Here is a 17,618-nt window from a genome sequence, read left to right on the forward strand (position 1 = left end):
AGAGTTAAGCTCCCGGAATTCTCAGAACGCTTGAAATGCAGCCATTAAATTCTGAGAATTCGAGGGCGGTTTTGTCCGCGACGTGTGAATTCGACGCCTGATTCATGCTGCGATCAGCACGAACGGTCGTTTCTTCTGCTGCGCACCGGCACGGAGTTTTTCGCTCATGCCGCAATTTTCACGCTGCGGGCGCGCGCAGCGAAAGTCGAACACTTCCGGTGTGGGGCTCGCACTTCGCTTTCGCCGCAGCGAAGTCGTAGGTCTGTTCTAAATCGGCGAACGGCGCGTGCCGTCCGCCAACATGGGTCAGATGTCGATCCGCTCTGCGATGCTCAGAGCATCTTCCAGTTCAACACCAAGGTAACGAACTGTGCTATCGACCTTCGTATGGCCAAGCAAAAGCTGCACAGCGCGAAGGTTGCCCGTTTTGCGGTAGATTTCCGCAGCCTTGGTCCGGCGGAGTGAATGAGTGCCATAGGCGCTCGGCTCTAACCCAATCGATGTCACCCAATCACGGACGAGCCGACCGTATTGTCGCGTTGAGATGTGTGGTCGATCGTGAAAACGGCTTGGAAACATGAACTGGCAAGCAAACATCTCAGGCGACTTAACCCATACCAAGACCGAATCGCGCGTGTTTTCTGTCAGTTCGAACTGCACCGGCTTTTTGGTTTTGCTTTGGATCACCGAAACCCGTTCTCGGACGCGATCTTCTTTCACTAGGTCCGTGACGGTGAGTTTGACCAGATCACAACCGCGTAATTTGCTATCAATCGCAACGTTGAACAGCGCAAGGTCGCGGAGATAGCTGGCAAGTTCAAGGCGCGCGCGGATCGCCCAGACCTGTTTGGGAAGCAGCGGACGTTTCTGTCCGATGATCCGCCCTTTGTTCCAGGCTTTGCGCTTAGGGGTGACTGCAGGAAGTTGGACTCTTGGCATAACATGCCCTCCAATCCTCCCCCCAAACCCAGACGTCAGCACCGCGCTGACGCCAAAAACATAGCATCGGATTGAATGACCGGTGTCAGAAGGAACTAATACAGGCCATCTCTGCGAGCGCATTAGGCTGCTACGAGCCCTTACCCACCAACTTGCTGCGCAGAGTCGAATGTCAGCAATGCCAGATGAGACCTGGTCAACTGAACCGGTTGCGCCAGGTCTCACAGCGTCCCGCATCCCGCGCCTCGTATGCCTCTAAAGCGTTTGCTGGGCTTAGATCAAACCGGCTCTCTTCGTCCTTACCAAGTGCTGTCAGCCGCATCGAATACCAAGCGGTGACACCACCGCGTGACGGTGCGTCGAACATCGGAAACTCAGGGTCGCTACCAGCATCGCTCAACCATGTATTCGCGAGTGATGGATTCAAAATCATCGCACGGCCAAGACTGATGGCATCAGCCGCGCCGTCCCGCAGAGCCCTCACAACCTGATCTCTAGTCTCGAAACCACCCGTTACAACGATTGGAATATCGGTGAGTGCTTTTGCTCGCTTGGCGAAGTCAGCAAAGTATGGCCCAGACGAAGCCGTGCCATCCGAACTCGATGCAGCACCGGGGAAATAGGTGCCGCCGCTTATGTCGATCAGGTCCACCGATGTTTTGTCGAGAAGTCGCACCACCTCCAACGCATCGACAGTCGTGAGGCCCCCTTCGAGCTTGTCCGTCGAGTTGATCCTGATGCCGACCGGATATGAAGCCCCAACAGCCTGCCGAACGGCATCGATCACCTCGCGGATGATACGGAAACGCCCCTCAACTTCGCCGCCATAGGCATCGTTCCGGAGGTTGAACAGAGGTGATAGAAACTGGCTGAACAGAAAGCCGTGACCGGCGTGGATTAGGACGCCACCGAAACTTGCTTCCTGTGCGAGGGTCGCGGCTCGCGCATAGGATTGGGGTAGCTCATGGATTTCATCCAATGACATGCCTTCACATTGCAAACCCTCAACATTCAGGGGAGACGGCCCCTTAGGATTGCTGATAGGTCCATGTGCAAGTGCACCGGCGTGACCAAGTTGGGGCCAGATTTGAGCGCCGTTTTTTGATCCGCGCTTTGCCAGTTCCTGCAGTGCGGGCAAATCAGCGTCTGGCACCAGCACGAGGTTACCGGGTTTCTCAGGATAGCCGGGGATCACCTGCACCTCGCCGATCAACGAAAGCGCTGCACCGCCTTCCGCCCATCGTTCATAGAGGCGCATCTGTGCATCTGTCGGATTTCCAGCACCATCGCCGAGGGAGTCAGACATCGCCGATTTTATCAATCGGTTCTTCAACCGAGCGCCACAAGGTAGGTCAAGCGGATGGGTTAACAAGTTTTTCGCATCATGGTTGTTCTGGTTCATTTCATCACTCCATCGGCATATTTCGATATATCATTTCGCTTGAGCAAAGCTCGGAGAGGATAGACTTCCCTCATTCCGACCTACGATTTGAGAAGCTCGTCTTGGACGGCGGCTAGGAACGCTTGAATGTTCTTTTCGTCGCGTCGGTAGAATGTCCACTGACCGTGGCGCTCTGCGTTCACAAACCCAGCTTGTTTCAACAATCCCATGTAGTTCGAGATTGTGGATTGCGACAGCTTTGCTTTCTCCTGAATGTAGGCAACACAAACGCCCTCAAGGTCTTCATGACCGGGCAGTGCAGGAGGAAAGTTTGAACGGTCTTTAAGCCATTCCAGAATTTGTCGGCGAACCGGATTGTTCAACGCTGATATTGATCTTTCAATGTCCATAAATCGAAATATCTCGATATATTGTTTACTGTCAATCCATCCGTCAAATCGCTCCAAAGCGGGCGTTCATGGAAAACGTTCAAAGGTCAGGTTTTCCGCTTTGTGCCCGCTCGTAAAAACCATCCACGAATGACTGTTTTGCCATCCTACAATGAAGTTAAGCGCCGGTAATCTCGGCCTTATGTGCTGCAGCCAGTTCCGCCATACTGTTGAAGCAGAAGTCATAGCTGGGCATCTCTCCGGGGTTCATTGTTGCCCCGAACCCTTCTTTTTCGTGACCGCGATAGATCCAGCAATTATAAAGCCCGTATTTGTTGGCAGGGCCATGATCGTGGAACATGCTTTCTGCTGTAACCCACAGGCATTGTTGCCATTCCACCGACTTGCGTCGTGAGCATTCTACATTTATCTAATTCAATTTACCTCTACTCGGCATCCACGAAACGAACGTGATTTCGCCAGGAGTATTCTGGGTTATCCCTTGCCAGTATTTGACCTTTTCGGACCTTCCACGAACAACTATCTCATGTGTCCTGTCTGACCAAGTTGCCTGATAGGGCAAATTTAGACCCTCAGTATGCTCTGTCAAAACTGGAACTTTTCGATGCCAACAAAACGCGTCTTCCAGGGCACAGGCATCTATCTCTTCCAAAAGAGCGTTCGTCGCGAAAAGCAGTTCGCCGTTTTCACCATGAATGGAAGTCATCAATTGTATATTTTTTGTGAGCGCCATAACAATATTATCATATTCGCCAAGTGCTTCAGACATGAAGCGCATTTCCGACTGCAGCAACTCCGTCGCGAGTAGATGTTCAGCTTCCATGCAACACAATTGCAAATTGAGTTTGTCGACTTCGGACCAAATCCGAGGTTCAGAAGATACCGCACAGATAGCCCCTATTGCATTGGACTTTTCATCTCTGATTGGTTGTCCGAGATAACCTACGATAAATCCCTCCAAGACATAAGGAATTGTCGACAACTCGTTTACAGTTCGGGCGTCGTTCAATTCTTGCATAGTATTCCTGGTTACAGTCACCCCACATAGGGTGTCTGAGAACTCGTGAGATCGTCCACTGTATTCGTCCTGTTGCGCACCGGTCATTCCAAATGAAAATAGCCTGCTGCGGTTTGCTAAGCTAATGTAGACCCCGTCACAATTCACTACTTCCGCTAGTTGAGCTGCGACTTTGTCTGCTTTCTCAACGATCCCCTCTTCAGCACCCCAATTTTTCCTTCTTTGCATTCAAGGTTAGCCTTTCCGTTTTTGCCATCCACATTAGGTGAAGCCAATTGAATTGGCTTCCCGCAATTCTGCACACTGGGCAGAGTAAATGATACCTCACAGCCCCAACCACCCGCGATTTGTTAGTCTAAGCGCCTTGATGAACGAGCAATTCGGGCCGTCCAAAAAAGTGGTTGAATTTATATGGTATAACGCACTCTATGCTTGCGACTCCCCATAAGCACCTCTTCTGCATAGCTTTTATTTGATCACGGTTTTGTGAAATAATAACCGGAAGTTGTGATCGATCAATGCGAAGGTCTTAAAAAAAACATGAAGAAAGTTGATGTGTTATCATTGGATGGAAAGCTATTGAGGGTCTTTTTAGCTGTATATGATACACAATCCGTAACCAAAGCGGCGGTGAATTTAGAGACGGGTCAGTCAGCTGTTAGCCATAGCTTAGACAGACTCAGAGAATGCATCGGAGATCCATTGTTCGTCAAAAGCGGCAGAGGAATAGCGCCAACAGATACAGCATCTTTGATGGCCCCCAAAATACAGAAGATATTGACCGACATCGAGGGGTTGTCCACCCAAAACAACTACAACCCGAGGACAGACACAAATGATTTTACCGTTGCCACCAACGTAACCGAGCTTTTGCCAGTCTTGCTTTCTGTCAAAGAAAGAATCCGAAACATTTCAGGGGAAATACCCTTGCAATTTATCGAGTTGGGACCTCGTACAAACACCTTGGAAACACTGAGTTCGGGTAAGGCGGATCTGGTAATCTCGGTTTCAATCGGACCTTATCCTGTTGAGCTTTCAATTGAGCACCTTTACCAAGACCAGATTGTTTGTTTCTTCGACCATTCCCAAAGGAGTGCACCTCTAACTGTTGAGGCCTATTGTGCCGCGCGACATGCCGTTCTTAGTTTTGGTGGGGACAACAAGAGCATCGTTGATGCCGCATTAGACTATGCGGGATTTTCAAGACGTGTCTCGCTTGCTGCTTCCAATTCCTTCGCCCTCGCAAGTTTGATGAGGGGTACAAACCTGTTAGCCACATTGCCAAAGCGATTACATACAACGGCGTTTGAAGGATTCTATGTATCAAATCCTCCAATTTCACTCCCATTGGTGCGTTATGATCTGGTCTGGCATAGACGAATGCAAAATTCTGAACGCAATAAGTGGTTCCGAACATTAATGCGTGAAGCCGCTGCTGATTTTGACATAGTCAAGAATCCCGCGTCAGTTTCTCGTATTCTTGCTGTTTAGCATTACGGAAGAGTTCTTTGGATTAAAGAGATTTTACCGCTTCACTGAGGGATTATTTCCGAAATTTCCCTGTAAAACAAGATATTTGACCTGCAAATAGGAGATTCAGAATCACATGCCTTTGCTCAATCTTGCACCGGGTCTGATTCAAGGTTTCCAAAAAAAGACATATCAACACTTAGTGCACGAGATATGTCCTGAAGCATTGAAACGCTGATTCCTCTACCTCCTGTTTCGCATTTTTGAAGCTGCTGGAACTCGACACCAATATTCTCTGCAAGCTCCACCTGCGTTATGCCAAGTTGCCAGCGGCGATGGCGAATACATATGCCAACAAAAATATTGGTCAATCTTTCCAATTGATCGCCTCCAATTGAAGTAAGCCCTCCAAGCCAGAAAAGACTGGCGGGTTGAGGCAGTAACATTAAGAAACACAAAAACATATTCGCGTTATTATCTAGACGACCATGAAAACCTATGCATCAAGACCATTGTGTGTTGAGCCGTCCAAAGCAGATATTTGTAAAATTGTGCTGAACGACTGCAACCGGGGCTCAAAGCGGCCATCTGAGGCAAATGCTCGGGAGTTCGCCACCAAATTCATGACAATTTAGCGTGAATATTCCCCCTTTTCGCGAGCGCCATTGTCGACATTCTGGATCGCAATAACCACCCGCATTGAAGCAGAGGTGGGGGAACTTTTGCTTGGGGAGAATGAATGGCAAATCAGGTTGATATTTATGTTGGAAAACGCATCCGGCATCGGCGTTGGGTCGTTGGGCTTTCGCAACAAGAACTCGGTGAAAAGGTCGGTGTAAAATTTCAACAAATACAAAAGTACGAGACAGGCAGTAACAGGGTCAGCGCGTCTAAACTTTGGGAGATGTCACATGCTTTGAATGTTCCATTGGCGTCTTTTTTCCAGGGATTTAAACCTTGCGTTGAGGGTGAAGAAACGTTGCAAGAAGTCTTTTTGGCTGATTATCAGGCCACAATATTCTTAGCTGGATACTACAAAATATCGGAAGGGAAGCGGCGGGCAATTTATGAATTGGCAATGACACTAGCGGAGCCGCACAGAAGTCAGAGTGCCGAAAAAAATAGCGGCGTGCGCTAAAAAAAATTGTAATTTTCGCATCGCGTTCAAGTGCATGTGTAAGAGACACTTTCACGGACCTACTTTCCACACCGTTCTCTAAGAAATTCGTAGAATGATCACCCAAGCGCCCCAGTCCTGACACACAGCTATCGCCTACTGCGGCTGGGGTGCAGTCATGTCTGTTCCGAGTTCCAAGAATACAAACAAATCTGATTTTTGATATTCTCATTGATGAGTGCGACTGCACCTTCTCTAGCAGAGCAAATTGTGATGAATAGTAAGCTGCCCTCACATCTATTCGGGCCGCACCATCATGTCCTCTCGCATATTTATTGCTTAGTCTGAACATCAAATCAGGTTTTGAAACTCAGTGCGTTCTTCCAAAAGATGAGAGATCCAGCATTCGTTCTTTCGCGATGGCGCTTCCATTGATTTCGGTTTCAACATTTGAGCGCGCTTTGCCTAATAGACACTTCAATGAGCTCAATTCTTTGCTCGCGGCATACATTTCCAAATCTGCCAATACATCGATCATCCATTTGTGGTCAGTCATTAAAGTCACTCCCCAAGAAAATTTCAATTTCAAATAGCGAGCCCGAAACACAACTCAAAGGGGAATAATGTAAGTCAAAACTCAATTAGGAAGTTATTTCCTCACTGAAGCATCCACCCCATCCCGCAATACACCCCGTTCAGCCTGAAAGTGCTAGATCATCCAACGTACCGCCATCTCGCTGGAAGTCGCGCCAGACCCATGTCATGCGATCCACAAACCACATTTTGCCAACTGAAATCACTCCTATACCGAGACATGTGAACCCCAAATCGTACGCCCATAGACCATAGGCGAATGGCAGGAGACCCAGGCCGCTTCCGATAGCAAGTGCGTTTGCGACACGTTTATGATGTCCAGCAATCTTGTCGCGTTGCCGCAGCCAAACGCGTTCACCCAACACGCCTTCAGCCGACCAACTGTTGAAAGTTTTAGGCTGAGAAAAAATGCGAGGATTCATCCAGACCCAGGCCAGAACTACCGCGACAGCAACCCACGCTCCGCTGCCAATCCACGAACGACTCCAGATTGCCAGAGCCAATAATGGTAAGGGCGTCAATACACGGGACCATACAGACCAAGGGTTAGCATGCCTGAGCCAAACCTCGTCTTTCATACCCATAAGCCGTTCGGAAAATCGGGCTACGTCCATGTGTTCAGATCCGAATTTAGAATGAATTGCGAAAGTAGATTGAGACGATATGTAATGGAGCTCCACACCCTTATCTAGGTCACCCCAACAACAACAGCGTGGGCCCAAAGAGATCACGTTAATCCCTTCAAGAATACTCCGCCGCCTAAATCCGACTTCGGCTCACAATTAAACCAAACGTAACGAGGCAAGCAGACACGAAGTGCCAATCACCAAAGCCCTCTTTCAGTAGAAATGTCGAGATAAGGGCTGCGAAAAGAACATTCGCCTCGCGCAGGCCAGAGACCATGCCCATAGGTGCAACAGCAAGCGCGTAGATAATGATCCAGTATGCCCCAACCTGCATCGCGCCACCGGCTCACCCAGAGCTGATCGAACCAAAGCAAGGGTCGCGCTTTAGATAATTAACCAATTTTAAACAACTTATAGATGAATTAAAGCTTCGTACAGCACGACATTGAATTTCTGCGGAAACCGAAGATACCGAAAGACACCACGACACCAGATTCCCTTCAACCAATTGAAATAATGCCGCTGAAGGTAGTCAGCGGCAAACGCAACAGGCTTCCAACTTTGACAGATGCAAAAGAATGCACAGGTCATAAAGGGATGTGGCTTTCGAAATTGGCCTTGACCATGCGCGATTTGGTTAAGCATTAAACTTCGCCGAAACATTGCGAAAGCGGGATGTGTGAGAGCAACTGGTGCTTGGTGGGAGCAGCGGTGGGTTTAGCTAGCGACCCTCACACAATGCCCACAGCTAGAGCCAATTGATAAACAAAACGTGCCTAACTGATAAACGAAGAGTCAGCGGTTTGATTTACCGTTCGCTTTACTACTTCGAGCGACAGTTTTTGGCGTGTGAGCTTGGTGCAAGTATCTCAGGAATTTCGATAAATTAGGTGTGGTCCTTACTCAACCGACTCAGTTGTTTGCTCGTACTTTACACCAAGCTTCTTGGCTAAGTTTTACGAAGGTAAATTCGTCGGATTCGTGTTATTGTACAGCAAGAGGTTCGGCATATGACACAACGGCGGAACAATTGGGTTAGTGCTCGGGATATGATACGTTCGCGTGCTTGGCGCGAAGGGTACGAATCTTTCCGGCTTGGCAAGCCCCCCGAATTTGGCGCTCATGGACGTAAATCACTGGCTTACGAGTACGGAAGGCTTTCCGCAGCCTTCATCCGAAGCAAAGGTCAGCAACTTCCTCGCGTCTCCGCTACACGACCGCTCAACGAACATTACGTCCCGCAGTTGGTGCGCGCGCTTTCTCAGGTTGCCGCCATCAACGGGCTTGACTGAAATACGGCTCTGCGGCCAACCTTGCTTATGTGCGGAAGACTCGTCGGCGGAAACCTTACCCAAGCCCAGATGCTCGCCATTTTGGAGCGCTTTCTATACGGAGCGCTCGTGCCTGATGCAGATGCGCCGGAAGCCAAAACTGGCTGGAACATTAAGCCCACCCAGCACATTCACATGGTCTGTGAGGACGCTGGGAGCCTCATTGCCACGTCGGCCCGCTGGTGGTTCGTACCGCACTGGTTCAAGGGCAATGTGAAGGAATGGAAGCAAACTACATTCAATGCGCGGATCGAAACAGCGGCAAATAAACCGACATTCAGAACCGCCTGGAGATCCGCACGCTGCGCTATTGCCGCCATTGGCTATTACGAATGGTCAGGCCCGAAGAATGACCGTAGGCCGAACTACATCACGGTTGAAACCAATGCCCCGCTGATATTTTTTGCAGGGCTGCACTCCAAACTAAACGACGGCACGCGTACCTGCACCATTCTGACGCGGGAGCCTGCCCCGCAGATTGCCCATATCCACAACCGGATGCCGGTTCTTCTAACAACAGATGAAGTCGCTTCCTGGGTTAGCGGCGAGACAACTTCAACGGCTGCTCAGAATGCTTTGGGCACTAGTTGGGAGGGGAGATTCAAGTTTAATGAGGTGAACAAGTTTGGCCGTGATGATGATGGCCCGGAACTGGTTGAACCGATTGACAGGCTCATTTGATGTTCGCTAAAAGTTCCGATGCCTTGGACACGGAGACGGACCCGAATAGCTGGCACATATGCCATCGATCCGGATAGCGACTGGACCATCCAATTTGGGGGCCGCGATGTCGGACGTATTTCGCGAGACATCCAATCACAAAACGGTGCTCTACCGTGGAAGTGGAATACATGGCTTCACCCGGTAGAGAAGGGGCGCGCTGATACGTAGGTGGAAGCTCAGCAAGCTGTCAGGGAAAGCGTATTGCAGACATCGAAACGGGGAGTATACAACTAGTTCTCAATGTCAGCATTAGCGGGTGATTTCAACTGATCGCCGCAACACATTCTGCGAACTTCTCAGCTGGTGTTTGATATTGCAAGGTTTTGCGGGGCCGCTCATTGAGCTGTCTGGCGATAGCGCTGAGTTTTGCTTGCGAGTGAACGGATAAGTCGGTTCCACGCGGTAGATATTGGCGCAGAAGGCGGTTGGTATTTTCGTTGGAACCGCGTTGCCACTGTGAATGTGGGTCGCAGAAATAGACCTCAACATCGGTTGCCATCGTCAATCGCGGATGGTCCGCGAGTTCCTTTCCACGATCCCAGGTCAGGGATTTATAGAGTTCTTTTGGCAGGCGCTTTGATTGTTTGATTTGCCCTGCGATTACGCTCCTGGTGTCCTTGTTGGCGACCTTGATCAGCATGACATAGCGAGATTGGCGTTCATCCAGGGTGGCGACATAGCCGTTTTTGGAGCCACCGATCAGGTCGCCTTCCCAATGTCCAGGAACGGCGCGATCCTCAACGCAGGCAGGTCGTTCGCTGATCGAAACGGCATCTTTGACCTGTCCCAGACCGTTGCGCTTGAGGCTGGCATGCCGTGATCGACGCACCGTGCGCCTGGCGCGCAGATGATCCAGCAACTCTTTCTTCAGCACCCCACGTGCCTGGATATACAGGCTTCGATATATCGTCTCATGCGACACCTGTTTTTGCGCCTCTCCCGGAAAGCTGCGTTTGAGCCATCAATCATCCCTCCTGTGACACACAAATAGTGGCACAGTTTTACGGGGCTAAGACAAGGGCACCCGGAATTGCCGTCATTCGTCATCGCTCAACCGATGGCCGCTTGAACTCGTTCTTCAGACGATTGTCCAGCTGTGCTTCTGCTCCGCACCGGACTCGCGCTTTGGACCGTGCTGCACCCAAACAATTCGAACTAAATTCGACATTCTTTCACACATCATTCTAAGAACATTTTAAGGATTACATGGCCACCTTCCGGCGACGAAGCCCGGAGGCACTCAACCATGCCAGGATACATTTCTGAATATCAATACATGGGGTTATCCGATGAGGAATTCATCGAAATAGCAGTGCCAAACGGTACTGATGTCTCATCTTATTCCATCGTTCTATACCAGTATGATGGGACGATAGTTGAATCCTACTCGTTGGGAACCACGTTGGGAACATTTGGGGGTCAGGATGTCTATGCGATTGACGACACCACTCCTGGTTTCGATTCATTTTCCGGCCAGGGTGAAATCTATGCCGATGATGCGATTGCCCTCGTCGACGACAATGGGAACGTCCTGCAGTTCATTTCGCACTGGGGAAATACCGTTTCAGCCGTCGAAGGTCCCGCGTCTGGATTGAATAGCATCTCGGTCGGGACTGCCAACTTTGGGGAATCGTTGCAATCGGATGACGGGGGAGCAAGTTACTATTCTCAGAGCACAACCAACCAAGGTTCCATTCCTGCCTGCTATGGGCCGGGTACACGCATTGCAACTCCCCGTGGCTACATTCTCGTCGAAAACCTGAGAGCCGGTGATCACGTGTTGACCCGGGATCGTGGAATTCAACAGGTTCGTTGGGTATGGTCTGGAGGTCAGCCGCTCGACGATGTTGAGCCACACCAGAAACCCGTCTTGATTGCAAAAAACGCTCTTGCGTCCGGATTACCTGACCGAGACCTCATTGTTTCAAATCAACATCGTGTCGTCGTGGGCGTACCTGGACAACTCGACGAGATATTCACTGTTCCAACTTTTGTTCCGGCAAAAGCGCTTGTCGAAATTCCGGGAATCCGACATATGGTTGGCAAGAAATCGATGCATTGGCATCATTTTGTTTGCGATGATCATTGCGTGGTCATGGCTAATAACATCGCGTCTGAAACCTTGTTTTTGGGATCGCAAATTGTCCGTAAACTGAACAGTGCACAGCGAAGACAATTATCTCAATCATTGGGTCGCCACGTCAGGCAAAATGAAATACAGCCGATGGCTCTTCCGAGTTTAACGAAGCGTCAGGCACAGGAAGTATTGGCCCGAGGCGATACGAAACACTGCGAGGTTCGAGCCAAGAAGGACGACGATTCTGGAAAGAATACAATGCGAAACGAGCATTCCCTGGTGCTAACTGAATTGCACTAACTCGGTCTCATTTTCGTGCATCTCCCGCAAAACTAGCGCTCCGACGCCGGCCAGAAGCAGCAACTAGAATGTTGCTGCCGATTAACAGAACACGCCAAACCAATTGTGGTTTAGTCAAAATGAAAATTCTTTTCACACGTCGCATAATCGAATCCAAACGCCTCTGAGACATGTTCTTCGATTCACAACCTTGTGGATTTGAATATGAAAAATCGTCGTTTATCAGACCTCTGTTTTCTGCGGTCAGTTGCTCCCGGTGTCACATTATCCGTGTTACTTGTTTGCGTTATGACAGGTGTGATTTCCTATGGTGTTCACCGGCTGATAGACTTTGCAATTTCAACAACCATTAAGAATGAAGCCATCCAGGAAACCAGTAAGTGGGCGAAGTATTTCAACGCAACATCGCCAGACCTGGCAAGAATGATGGCCGATGGCAAGCTGACTCAAGAACAAAACAATATCGTCCAAGCCGCAATTGACTATAATAACGTATATTCATTTATGCTCTTTGATCTGCAGGGGCAGTTGAACTTCGGTTCAGATGAGGGAGTTCTTGAAAGTCCCGAAGATCAAGCTTTCAGCCAGGAAGCACTGAACGTCGTCCACTCCGGCGAACCGAGTGTCATCGTTACAAAAAGGCAATCTTATTCGACCTTGCCTGACTTTTTTGTTGAGGCACTCGTCCCGGCTTACGGAACAGATCAGCAAATAATTGGTGTGATCTATTTGTTCATGGATAAATCCGACAAAGCAGCTCTTTTTCACCAGTTCCTGAACTGGTTGGGTTATCTATTACCAATTCTGTGCGCATTGCTCTATTCAATCCCATCGCTCGCATTTGTACTGAAACGTGAACAAGCCAATGCAAAGGCTCGGCGTGTCAACCACTTGTCACGGTTTGATCATCTGACCGGTGCGCTGAACCGGCACACCATGTCAGCAGAGGCCAAAATGCGTTTCACCCAGCGTCGTGCAGCCGAAAATATCGGGGTCATGTTCCTGGACATCGACAACTTCAAGGCAGTCAACGATGAAAGCGGGCACGAATTTGGCGATGCCTATTTGCATAATATTGCGTCCATCTTGATGGGTACCGTGCGGAGTACTGATCTGGTCGGGCGCATGGGTGGTGATGAGTTCGTCGTTGCGCTGCCGAACATAGACCGAGAGGAATTGGAACGCATTGGAATTAGAATGCTATCGGCCGCACGTAAGCCTTTTGAGTATAAAGGACGAACAATAAAATCTAGCATCAGCATTGGATACCGCTTATCTCCGCAAGGAGAAACTCCGCAAACGGCGCTGCATTGCGCTGACCTCGCGCTCTACCACGCCAAATCAAACGGACGAGATTCTTTAGTTGAGTACTTTCCGGAACTCGACATGGCCCTCAATCGCCGTCGTGACATAGAGGCGACAATGGAGTCAGCATTAGCGACTGATCGGTTCGAAACGGTGTTTCAGCCGATAACTGAACCCAAGGACGGTTCGATCATAGGGTTTGAGGCTTTGTTGAGGCTGACATCCGAAAGCGGCGAAAAAATCCCACCAACGGAATTCATACCCGTTGCTGAAGAGACAGGCATGATCCACGAAATTGGGCTTCAAGTTCTGAGAAACGCGTTAAAAACCGCTCTTAATTGGCCGAGCGGAGTGTTCCTATCGGTAAACTTGTCAGCGCGTCAATTTGATAGGGATGATCTAGTCGAGCAGATTTCGACAATCTTGACTGAGCTGAACTATCCCGCCCACCGACTGGAATTTGAAATCACGGAAAGTCTTCTAATGGAAGATGAAGAGCGTATTTCTGAAATGCTAGCTGATTTAAGACACCTCGGCGTATCGATAGCAATGGATGATTTCGGCACGGGTTATTCAAGTTTGGGATATTTGTGGAAATACTCATTTGACAAGCTCAAAATCGATAAGGTCTTTCTCGAAGGGTATGATTTTGATGGTGAAAGATATCGTGAAATCATTGAGACCATTGTAGTGCTGGGGCGCAAGATGGGCATGGAAGTGACGATTGAAGGGGTCGAAGAAAAAAGACACGCCGACATGCTAAAGTCACTTGATTGCGATCAGTATCAAGGTTTCTTATTCGGCAAACCTATGGCCGCGCATGAAACCCTAAGTATTTCGTGGGATCAGAGTAAGACGGCCTGAAATCAAAAGGTCGCGGATTTCACACTCAAAATACAAAGCGGACATTTATCCCTAGTGCAGTAATTGGTACTTTGGGCTGAGATCGATTATTACTTCCAGTGTCGCGAACGGCCTTAAAGTCCGCGACCCGTAAATTGGCTGTCTGAAAATTGCTGCGCGGTCGGTGAATGGCCGATCTTTACGCTGCGTGGCGGCACGAAAATTTACGCGCCCGCAGAAAAATCCGTGCTGCGAGCGCGCGCAGCAAGAAGTCACAATGGCGGCCATGGGCTCAGAGCGGTGGTTAGCGGCATCATTCACGAACGGCTGCTTGGGCGTCAACCTTGCGGTACGACCAATATCTCGGTAACGCCGCGCGTTCCGTCGGCGCGACCCAGTTGGACAATCACGTCTATCGACTTTCGGATGTAGGTCTGCACCTCGGCAAAGGTCAGGGGTGTGCCCGCCTGTAGGACCATGATCGCCAATCGGTCTATTGCGAGCTCGGCGGTTTCAGCGTGTATTGTTGTTACCGATCCGCCATGGCCGGTATTGATGGCTTCCAAATAGGTCAGTGCCTCTGGCCCTCGAAGTTCGCCCACTATAATCCGATCGGGTCGCATGCGTAAGGATGCCTGCAGCAGCGCGTTTGTAGAGCGGTTTGAACTTGAGGAACGTTCAGCCAGAAGTGCTACGGAATTAGGTTGTTTCGGGAACAGCTCAAAGGCATCTTCGATCGTGATGAGACGCTCAGAGTCCGGAACATATCCGAGTAAGTATCGCGCAAAGGTGGTTTTCCCGGTCGAGGTCCCACCACTTATCAGAATATTCAAACGGTTCTCGATGAGCAGCTTCAATGCGCCATTCAAGTTTGTACGTGATAGCACTTCGACCTGCTTCAGCTTCTTCATTCTGAGGTCAACCAGCGAGACGGGTTTGTCGAACAGGTATTCAGGTCGGAAACCTTTCAAATTGTTCAGACCAAACAATCGCACGGAAATAGCTGCTCCATGATCTACAACTGGAGGGGCAACAACTTGAACACGTAGTGGGCGGCCACGGTATTCAATCTTGCCCGACACAAGAGGTGTTTTCTCTGAGACTTTGGCCTTTGCATTACCGACAATCGTTGTTGCGAGATTTATCGCCGCTGCTTTTTGGATTGACCCTCCCGTCGGTTCCATGACGGCGCTCCCCTGCCTCTCGATCCAGACACATCCATCTGGATTAATGGCGATTTCCAGGATGTCTTCTCGCAAGATGAGATCCCGGAATGGTTCGAGGTAACGTTCGAGATAAGAGGCGGGCAGGGCGGCTTCGTTCAATAGACCACGATGTCCCTGTCAACCAGCACGGTGACCATCGCTCCTTGATCGACATAGATCGTGGGCGAGATCGAAACCTGATCCGCGATGACCGAACTTGTGGCATCTTCCAGATCACTTCCGACTTCTTCCAGGACATCACGCGTCAGATCGTCTTCGGCCGAGTTTGCAGCAATTGCCGGAGCCGCACCAATGATGGAGATGAGAGCGGCGCCACCAAAGCGCTCATCGAATTTTGTGTCGACAAGGCCGGTCAGACCGGAGCGCCCCAATTGATCACCGCCGACAGAGGCGATTTGCATTGAGGTTCCATCTGGCGTCAGAATACGCGTCCAGAGGACCAAAATGCGTTTTTGGTTCACCTCGATACCTGAGCGATATTGACCGAACAAACGAGAGCCACGAGGAACCAGGATGGTATCGCCGGAAAACGCGTGAACAGGCTCAGCGACAACAGCAACGACGCTGCCCGGCAGGTCGCTGTTGATCGCTGTCTGAAGAGCCGCCTGAATGACCGAACCTTGCGCCAGGGTCCGGTCCGGGCTTTCCATTCGAGCGGCCTCATCAACTTCGAGTGGCCGGGCTGCACCCTGAAGATAGGCCTCATTTTCACCAAGGGGCAGATCAGAGCCTTGGCCCGTTCCCGCCCCGGATTTGGCTCTACCGGATGCAGATGACGTTTTGCGGGTAGAATAGACAATAGCTGGAGATTTGATTTGGGCGGTGAGCAAATCCGCAGCTTGCCGTTCTGCTTCTCGTTGGCGTTGTTGTTCCTCCTGTCGGCGGCGTTCGTCGAGTAACCGTTGATCGCGGATCAGCGCGTCATTGACACGCTCTGATTCAAGGGCTTCTTTTTGTGCGCGCTCTGCATCCAACAGGCTTTGGAGAGAGTTCAGCCGGGTTTTGGTTTCTCGCTCCAGGCGGGCGATGCTCTGATCACGCTCAGCGACAGTCGCCTCCAGGGCGTCGGTCTGATCCTTAAAAGCGTTTCGCAATTCAGTCACCGCGGCCTGGATCTCGGTGTTCCGCTCCGCCTGATTGTCGGCGAGTGCCTTTCGGAGACGCTCGAGCTCAGCCACCACCTCTGCGCTTGGTTTAGTTGGGGCAGGGGTTGGATCGGGCACCACAAGCGCCTCTTCCACAGCGATCAATGCATCGTTGACACGCTGACCCGTTTCTTCTTCCGGGAACTCCAGTCGTCCCCCCGTACGAATGCGGTCATTCTGAAACGGCTCGACATCGGAAGTCTGCAATCCATCAAGGTCGCCGTGCCAATCAGATGCGAGAAAATAGGCGACACTAGCGCCGCCTAATCCAAGTGCGAGCGCAAGAGCGGTAATCCCAAACCTCGAGCGACCGGATTTTCGTTTGGCGCCATTAAAGGTATCAAGACGCTCCTGAAGGTCGGGATCCTGCGCCATCTGTCATGTGCCTCCCTGCGACAACGCTTTGGCATCGCGGTAGATGCAGATTGCTGTTTCACCAAGTCGAAGTGTCCAGTAAGCATTCACGCCGGAAACCCGAACCGTATTGCCTTGCTGGGTCCAGTTGATGGTGCGCTCGCGGCCCTGATTGTCGGCCTTGAAGATCGCTGGCTGTCGTCCGGTTTCAGAGAAAGTGAAATACGTGAAACGCCCGTCGTCATAGACTGAGGTTGGTCGGAAATCGGCTTTCCCTGCGGCTTTGTAATTGTAACTACGTGGGGCTTGAAACCCCTTGGGCTGGGCATTTGCCAGTTGCTTCTTGCGGTCATCATCCGGATACCGAAACCGGACCTCGAAGAACATGCCGGTCTTGCCTGGAATGGAACCTTCGCGCAGGTGGAACGAGTAAGTTCGTCTGTTTGTGATGACTGTCATATTGGTCGACGCGTTCTGCACATGCGGTTTGATAGTCAGAACATTTCCAAGCTCCGGAATCGGATCGACCTGAAAGCTTTCCGTATCACCGACAATCACTGCGTTGAAGCGTTCGCCCTGTCCAAACTGGATGGTCGTTGAGTGGCGCAGATCGGTTTCGATGCGAAAGACTTGCTGCTCATCATAGGCCGCATAGCGGATGCGGATATCGCGTGGTCCACCCCGCGGCGTGGCTTCGGCCAACGCGGCGTCTGATGCCAGCAGGCTGGACAGGAATATGAGGGCAGCTCGTACAAACAT

General features: G+C 50.5%; 16 protein-coding genes and 1 pseudogene. 5 read left to right on the plus strand and 12 right to left on the minus strand.

Annotated features, from left to right (window positions below; all coding sequences use genetic code 11):
- Window positions 1-306: 306 nt before the first annotated feature.
- From Q1B27_RS20985 to Q1B27_RS21005, 5 genes are all read right to left on the minus strand, one after another.
- Window positions 307-939 (minus strand): tyrosine-type recombinase/integrase, encoded by a 633-nt coding sequence (locus tag Q1B27_RS20985; protein ID WP_299851142.1) that lies wholly within the window; start codon window positions 937-939, stop codon window positions 307-309.
- Between the two features lie 196 nt (window positions 940-1,135).
- Window positions 1,136-2,341: an NADH:flavin oxidoreductase/NADH oxidase family protein gene (locus tag Q1B27_RS20990; protein WP_299850783.1), complete on the minus strand. Its 1,206-nt coding sequence runs from the start codon at window positions 2,339-2,341 to the stop codon at window positions 1,136-1,138.
- 80 nt (window positions 2,342-2,421) lie between these two features.
- A complete protein-coding gene (locus Q1B27_RS20995; RefSeq protein ID WP_299850785.1) occupies window positions 2,422-2,730 on the minus strand; it encodes a helix-turn-helix transcriptional regulator in 309 nt (102 codons plus the stop codon).
- A gap of 157 nt (window positions 2,731-2,887) precedes the next feature.
- A complete protein-coding gene (locus Q1B27_RS21000; RefSeq protein WP_299850787.1) occupies window positions 2,888-3,070 on the minus strand; it encodes a hypothetical protein in 183 nt (60 codons plus the stop codon).
- A gap of 69 nt (window positions 3,071-3,139) precedes the next feature.
- Window positions 3,140-3,976: a hypothetical protein gene (locus tag Q1B27_RS21005; protein ID WP_299850789.1), complete on the minus strand. Its 837-nt coding sequence runs from the start codon at window positions 3,974-3,976 to the stop codon at window positions 3,140-3,142.
- A 312-nt stretch (window positions 3,977-4,288) separates the two neighbouring features.
- On the opposite strand from Q1B27_RS21005, the gene Q1B27_RS21010 reads away from it, so the two are divergent.
- On the plus strand, window positions 4,289-5,239 hold the full coding sequence (locus tag Q1B27_RS21010; protein WP_299850791.1) for a LysR family transcriptional regulator: 951 nt from the start codon (window positions 4,289-4,291) through the stop codon (window positions 5,237-5,239).
- 125 nt (window positions 5,240-5,364) lie between these two features.
- Here Q1B27_RS21010 and Q1B27_RS21015 read toward each other — a convergent pair whose 3' ends face one another.
- Window positions 5,365-5,598 carry a helix-turn-helix transcriptional regulator gene (locus Q1B27_RS21015; protein WP_299850793.1) on the minus strand — a complete coding sequence of 78 codons (234 nt, stop codon included), beginning with the start codon at window positions 5,596-5,598 and terminating at the stop codon, window positions 5,365-5,367.
- A gap of 359 nt (window positions 5,599-5,957) precedes the next feature.
- On the opposite strand from Q1B27_RS21015, the gene Q1B27_RS21020 reads away from it, so the two are divergent.
- Complete coding sequence (locus Q1B27_RS21020; RefSeq protein ID WP_299850795.1) at window positions 5,958-6,356, plus strand: helix-turn-helix transcriptional regulator; 399 nt, start codon at window positions 5,958-5,960, stop codon at window positions 6,354-6,356.
- Window positions 6,357-6,705: 349 nt separating this feature from the next.
- Here the strand turns inward: Q1B27_RS21020 and Q1B27_RS21025 are convergent, their stop codons facing one another.
- Together Q1B27_RS21025 and Q1B27_RS21030 are read right to left on the minus strand one after the other, a co-directional pair.
- A complete protein-coding gene (locus Q1B27_RS21025) occupies window positions 6,706-6,891 on the minus strand; it encodes a hypothetical protein (RefSeq protein ID WP_299850797.1) in 186 nt (61 codons plus the stop codon).
- Window positions 6,892-7,030: 139 nt separating this feature from the next.
- On the minus strand, window positions 7,031-7,543 hold the full coding sequence (locus Q1B27_RS21030; protein WP_299850799.1) for a DUF6653 family protein: 513 nt from the start codon (window positions 7,541-7,543) through the stop codon (window positions 7,031-7,033).
- Between the two features lie 1,331 nt (window positions 7,544-8,874).
- Between Q1B27_RS21030 and Q1B27_RS21035 the strand changes: the two genes are divergently transcribed.
- On the plus strand, window positions 8,875-9,567 hold the full coding sequence (locus tag Q1B27_RS21035; RefSeq protein WP_299850801.1) for an SOS response-associated peptidase: 693 nt from the start codon (window positions 8,875-8,877) through the stop codon (window positions 9,565-9,567).
- A 304-nt stretch (window positions 9,568-9,871) separates the two neighbouring features.
- Here Q1B27_RS21035 and Q1B27_RS21040 read toward each other — a convergent pair.
- Window positions 9,872-10,570: pseudogene (locus Q1B27_RS21040) on the minus strand (IS30 family transposase); the annotation flags it as partial.
- Between the two features lie 285 nt (window positions 10,571-10,855).
- Here Q1B27_RS21040 and Q1B27_RS21045 point away from each other — a divergent pair.
- Together Q1B27_RS21045 and Q1B27_RS21050 are read left to right on the plus strand one after the other, a co-directional pair.
- Window positions 10,856-11,986, plus strand: coding sequence for a Hint domain-containing protein (locus Q1B27_RS21045; RefSeq protein ID WP_299850803.1), 1,131 nt, complete (start codon window positions 10,856-10,858; stop codon window positions 11,984-11,986).
- Window positions 11,987-12,190: 204 nt separating this feature from the next.
- Window positions 12,191-14,155 (plus strand): EAL domain-containing protein, encoded by a 1,965-nt coding sequence (locus tag Q1B27_RS21050; protein ID WP_299850805.1) that lies wholly within the window; start codon window positions 12,191-12,193, stop codon window positions 14,153-14,155.
- 317 nt (window positions 14,156-14,472) lie between these two features.
- Here the strand turns inward: Q1B27_RS21050 and Q1B27_RS21055 are convergent, their stop codons facing one another.
- Genes Q1B27_RS21055 through Q1B27_RS21065 form a run of 3 tightly spaced genes read right to left on the minus strand, consistent with a single transcriptional unit; the run spans window position 14,473 to window position 17,618 of the window.
- Window positions 14,473-15,459 (minus strand): ATPase, T2SS/T4P/T4SS family, encoded by a 987-nt coding sequence (locus tag Q1B27_RS21055; RefSeq protein ID WP_299850807.1) that lies wholly within the window; start codon window positions 15,457-15,459, stop codon window positions 14,473-14,475.
- Window positions 15,456-16,880, minus strand: a complete 1,425-nt coding sequence (locus Q1B27_RS21060; protein WP_299850809.1) for a TrbI/VirB10 family protein — start codon at window positions 16,878-16,880, stop codon at window positions 15,456-15,458. The genes Q1B27_RS21055 and Q1B27_RS21060 overlap by 4 nt, the downstream gene beginning before the upstream one ends.
- Window positions 16,881-16,883: 3 nt before the next feature.
- The gene (locus Q1B27_RS21065; protein WP_299850811.1) at window positions 16,884-17,618 is read right to left on the minus strand and encodes a TrbG/VirB9 family P-type conjugative transfer protein; all 735 of its coding nucleotides are present in this window, start codon (window positions 17,616-17,618) and stop codon (window positions 16,884-16,886) included.

The organism is uncultured Roseovarius sp. (assembly GCF_947489715.1).
Lineage (GTDB): Bacteria > Pseudomonadota > Alphaproteobacteria > Rhodobacterales > Rhodobacteraceae > Roseovarius.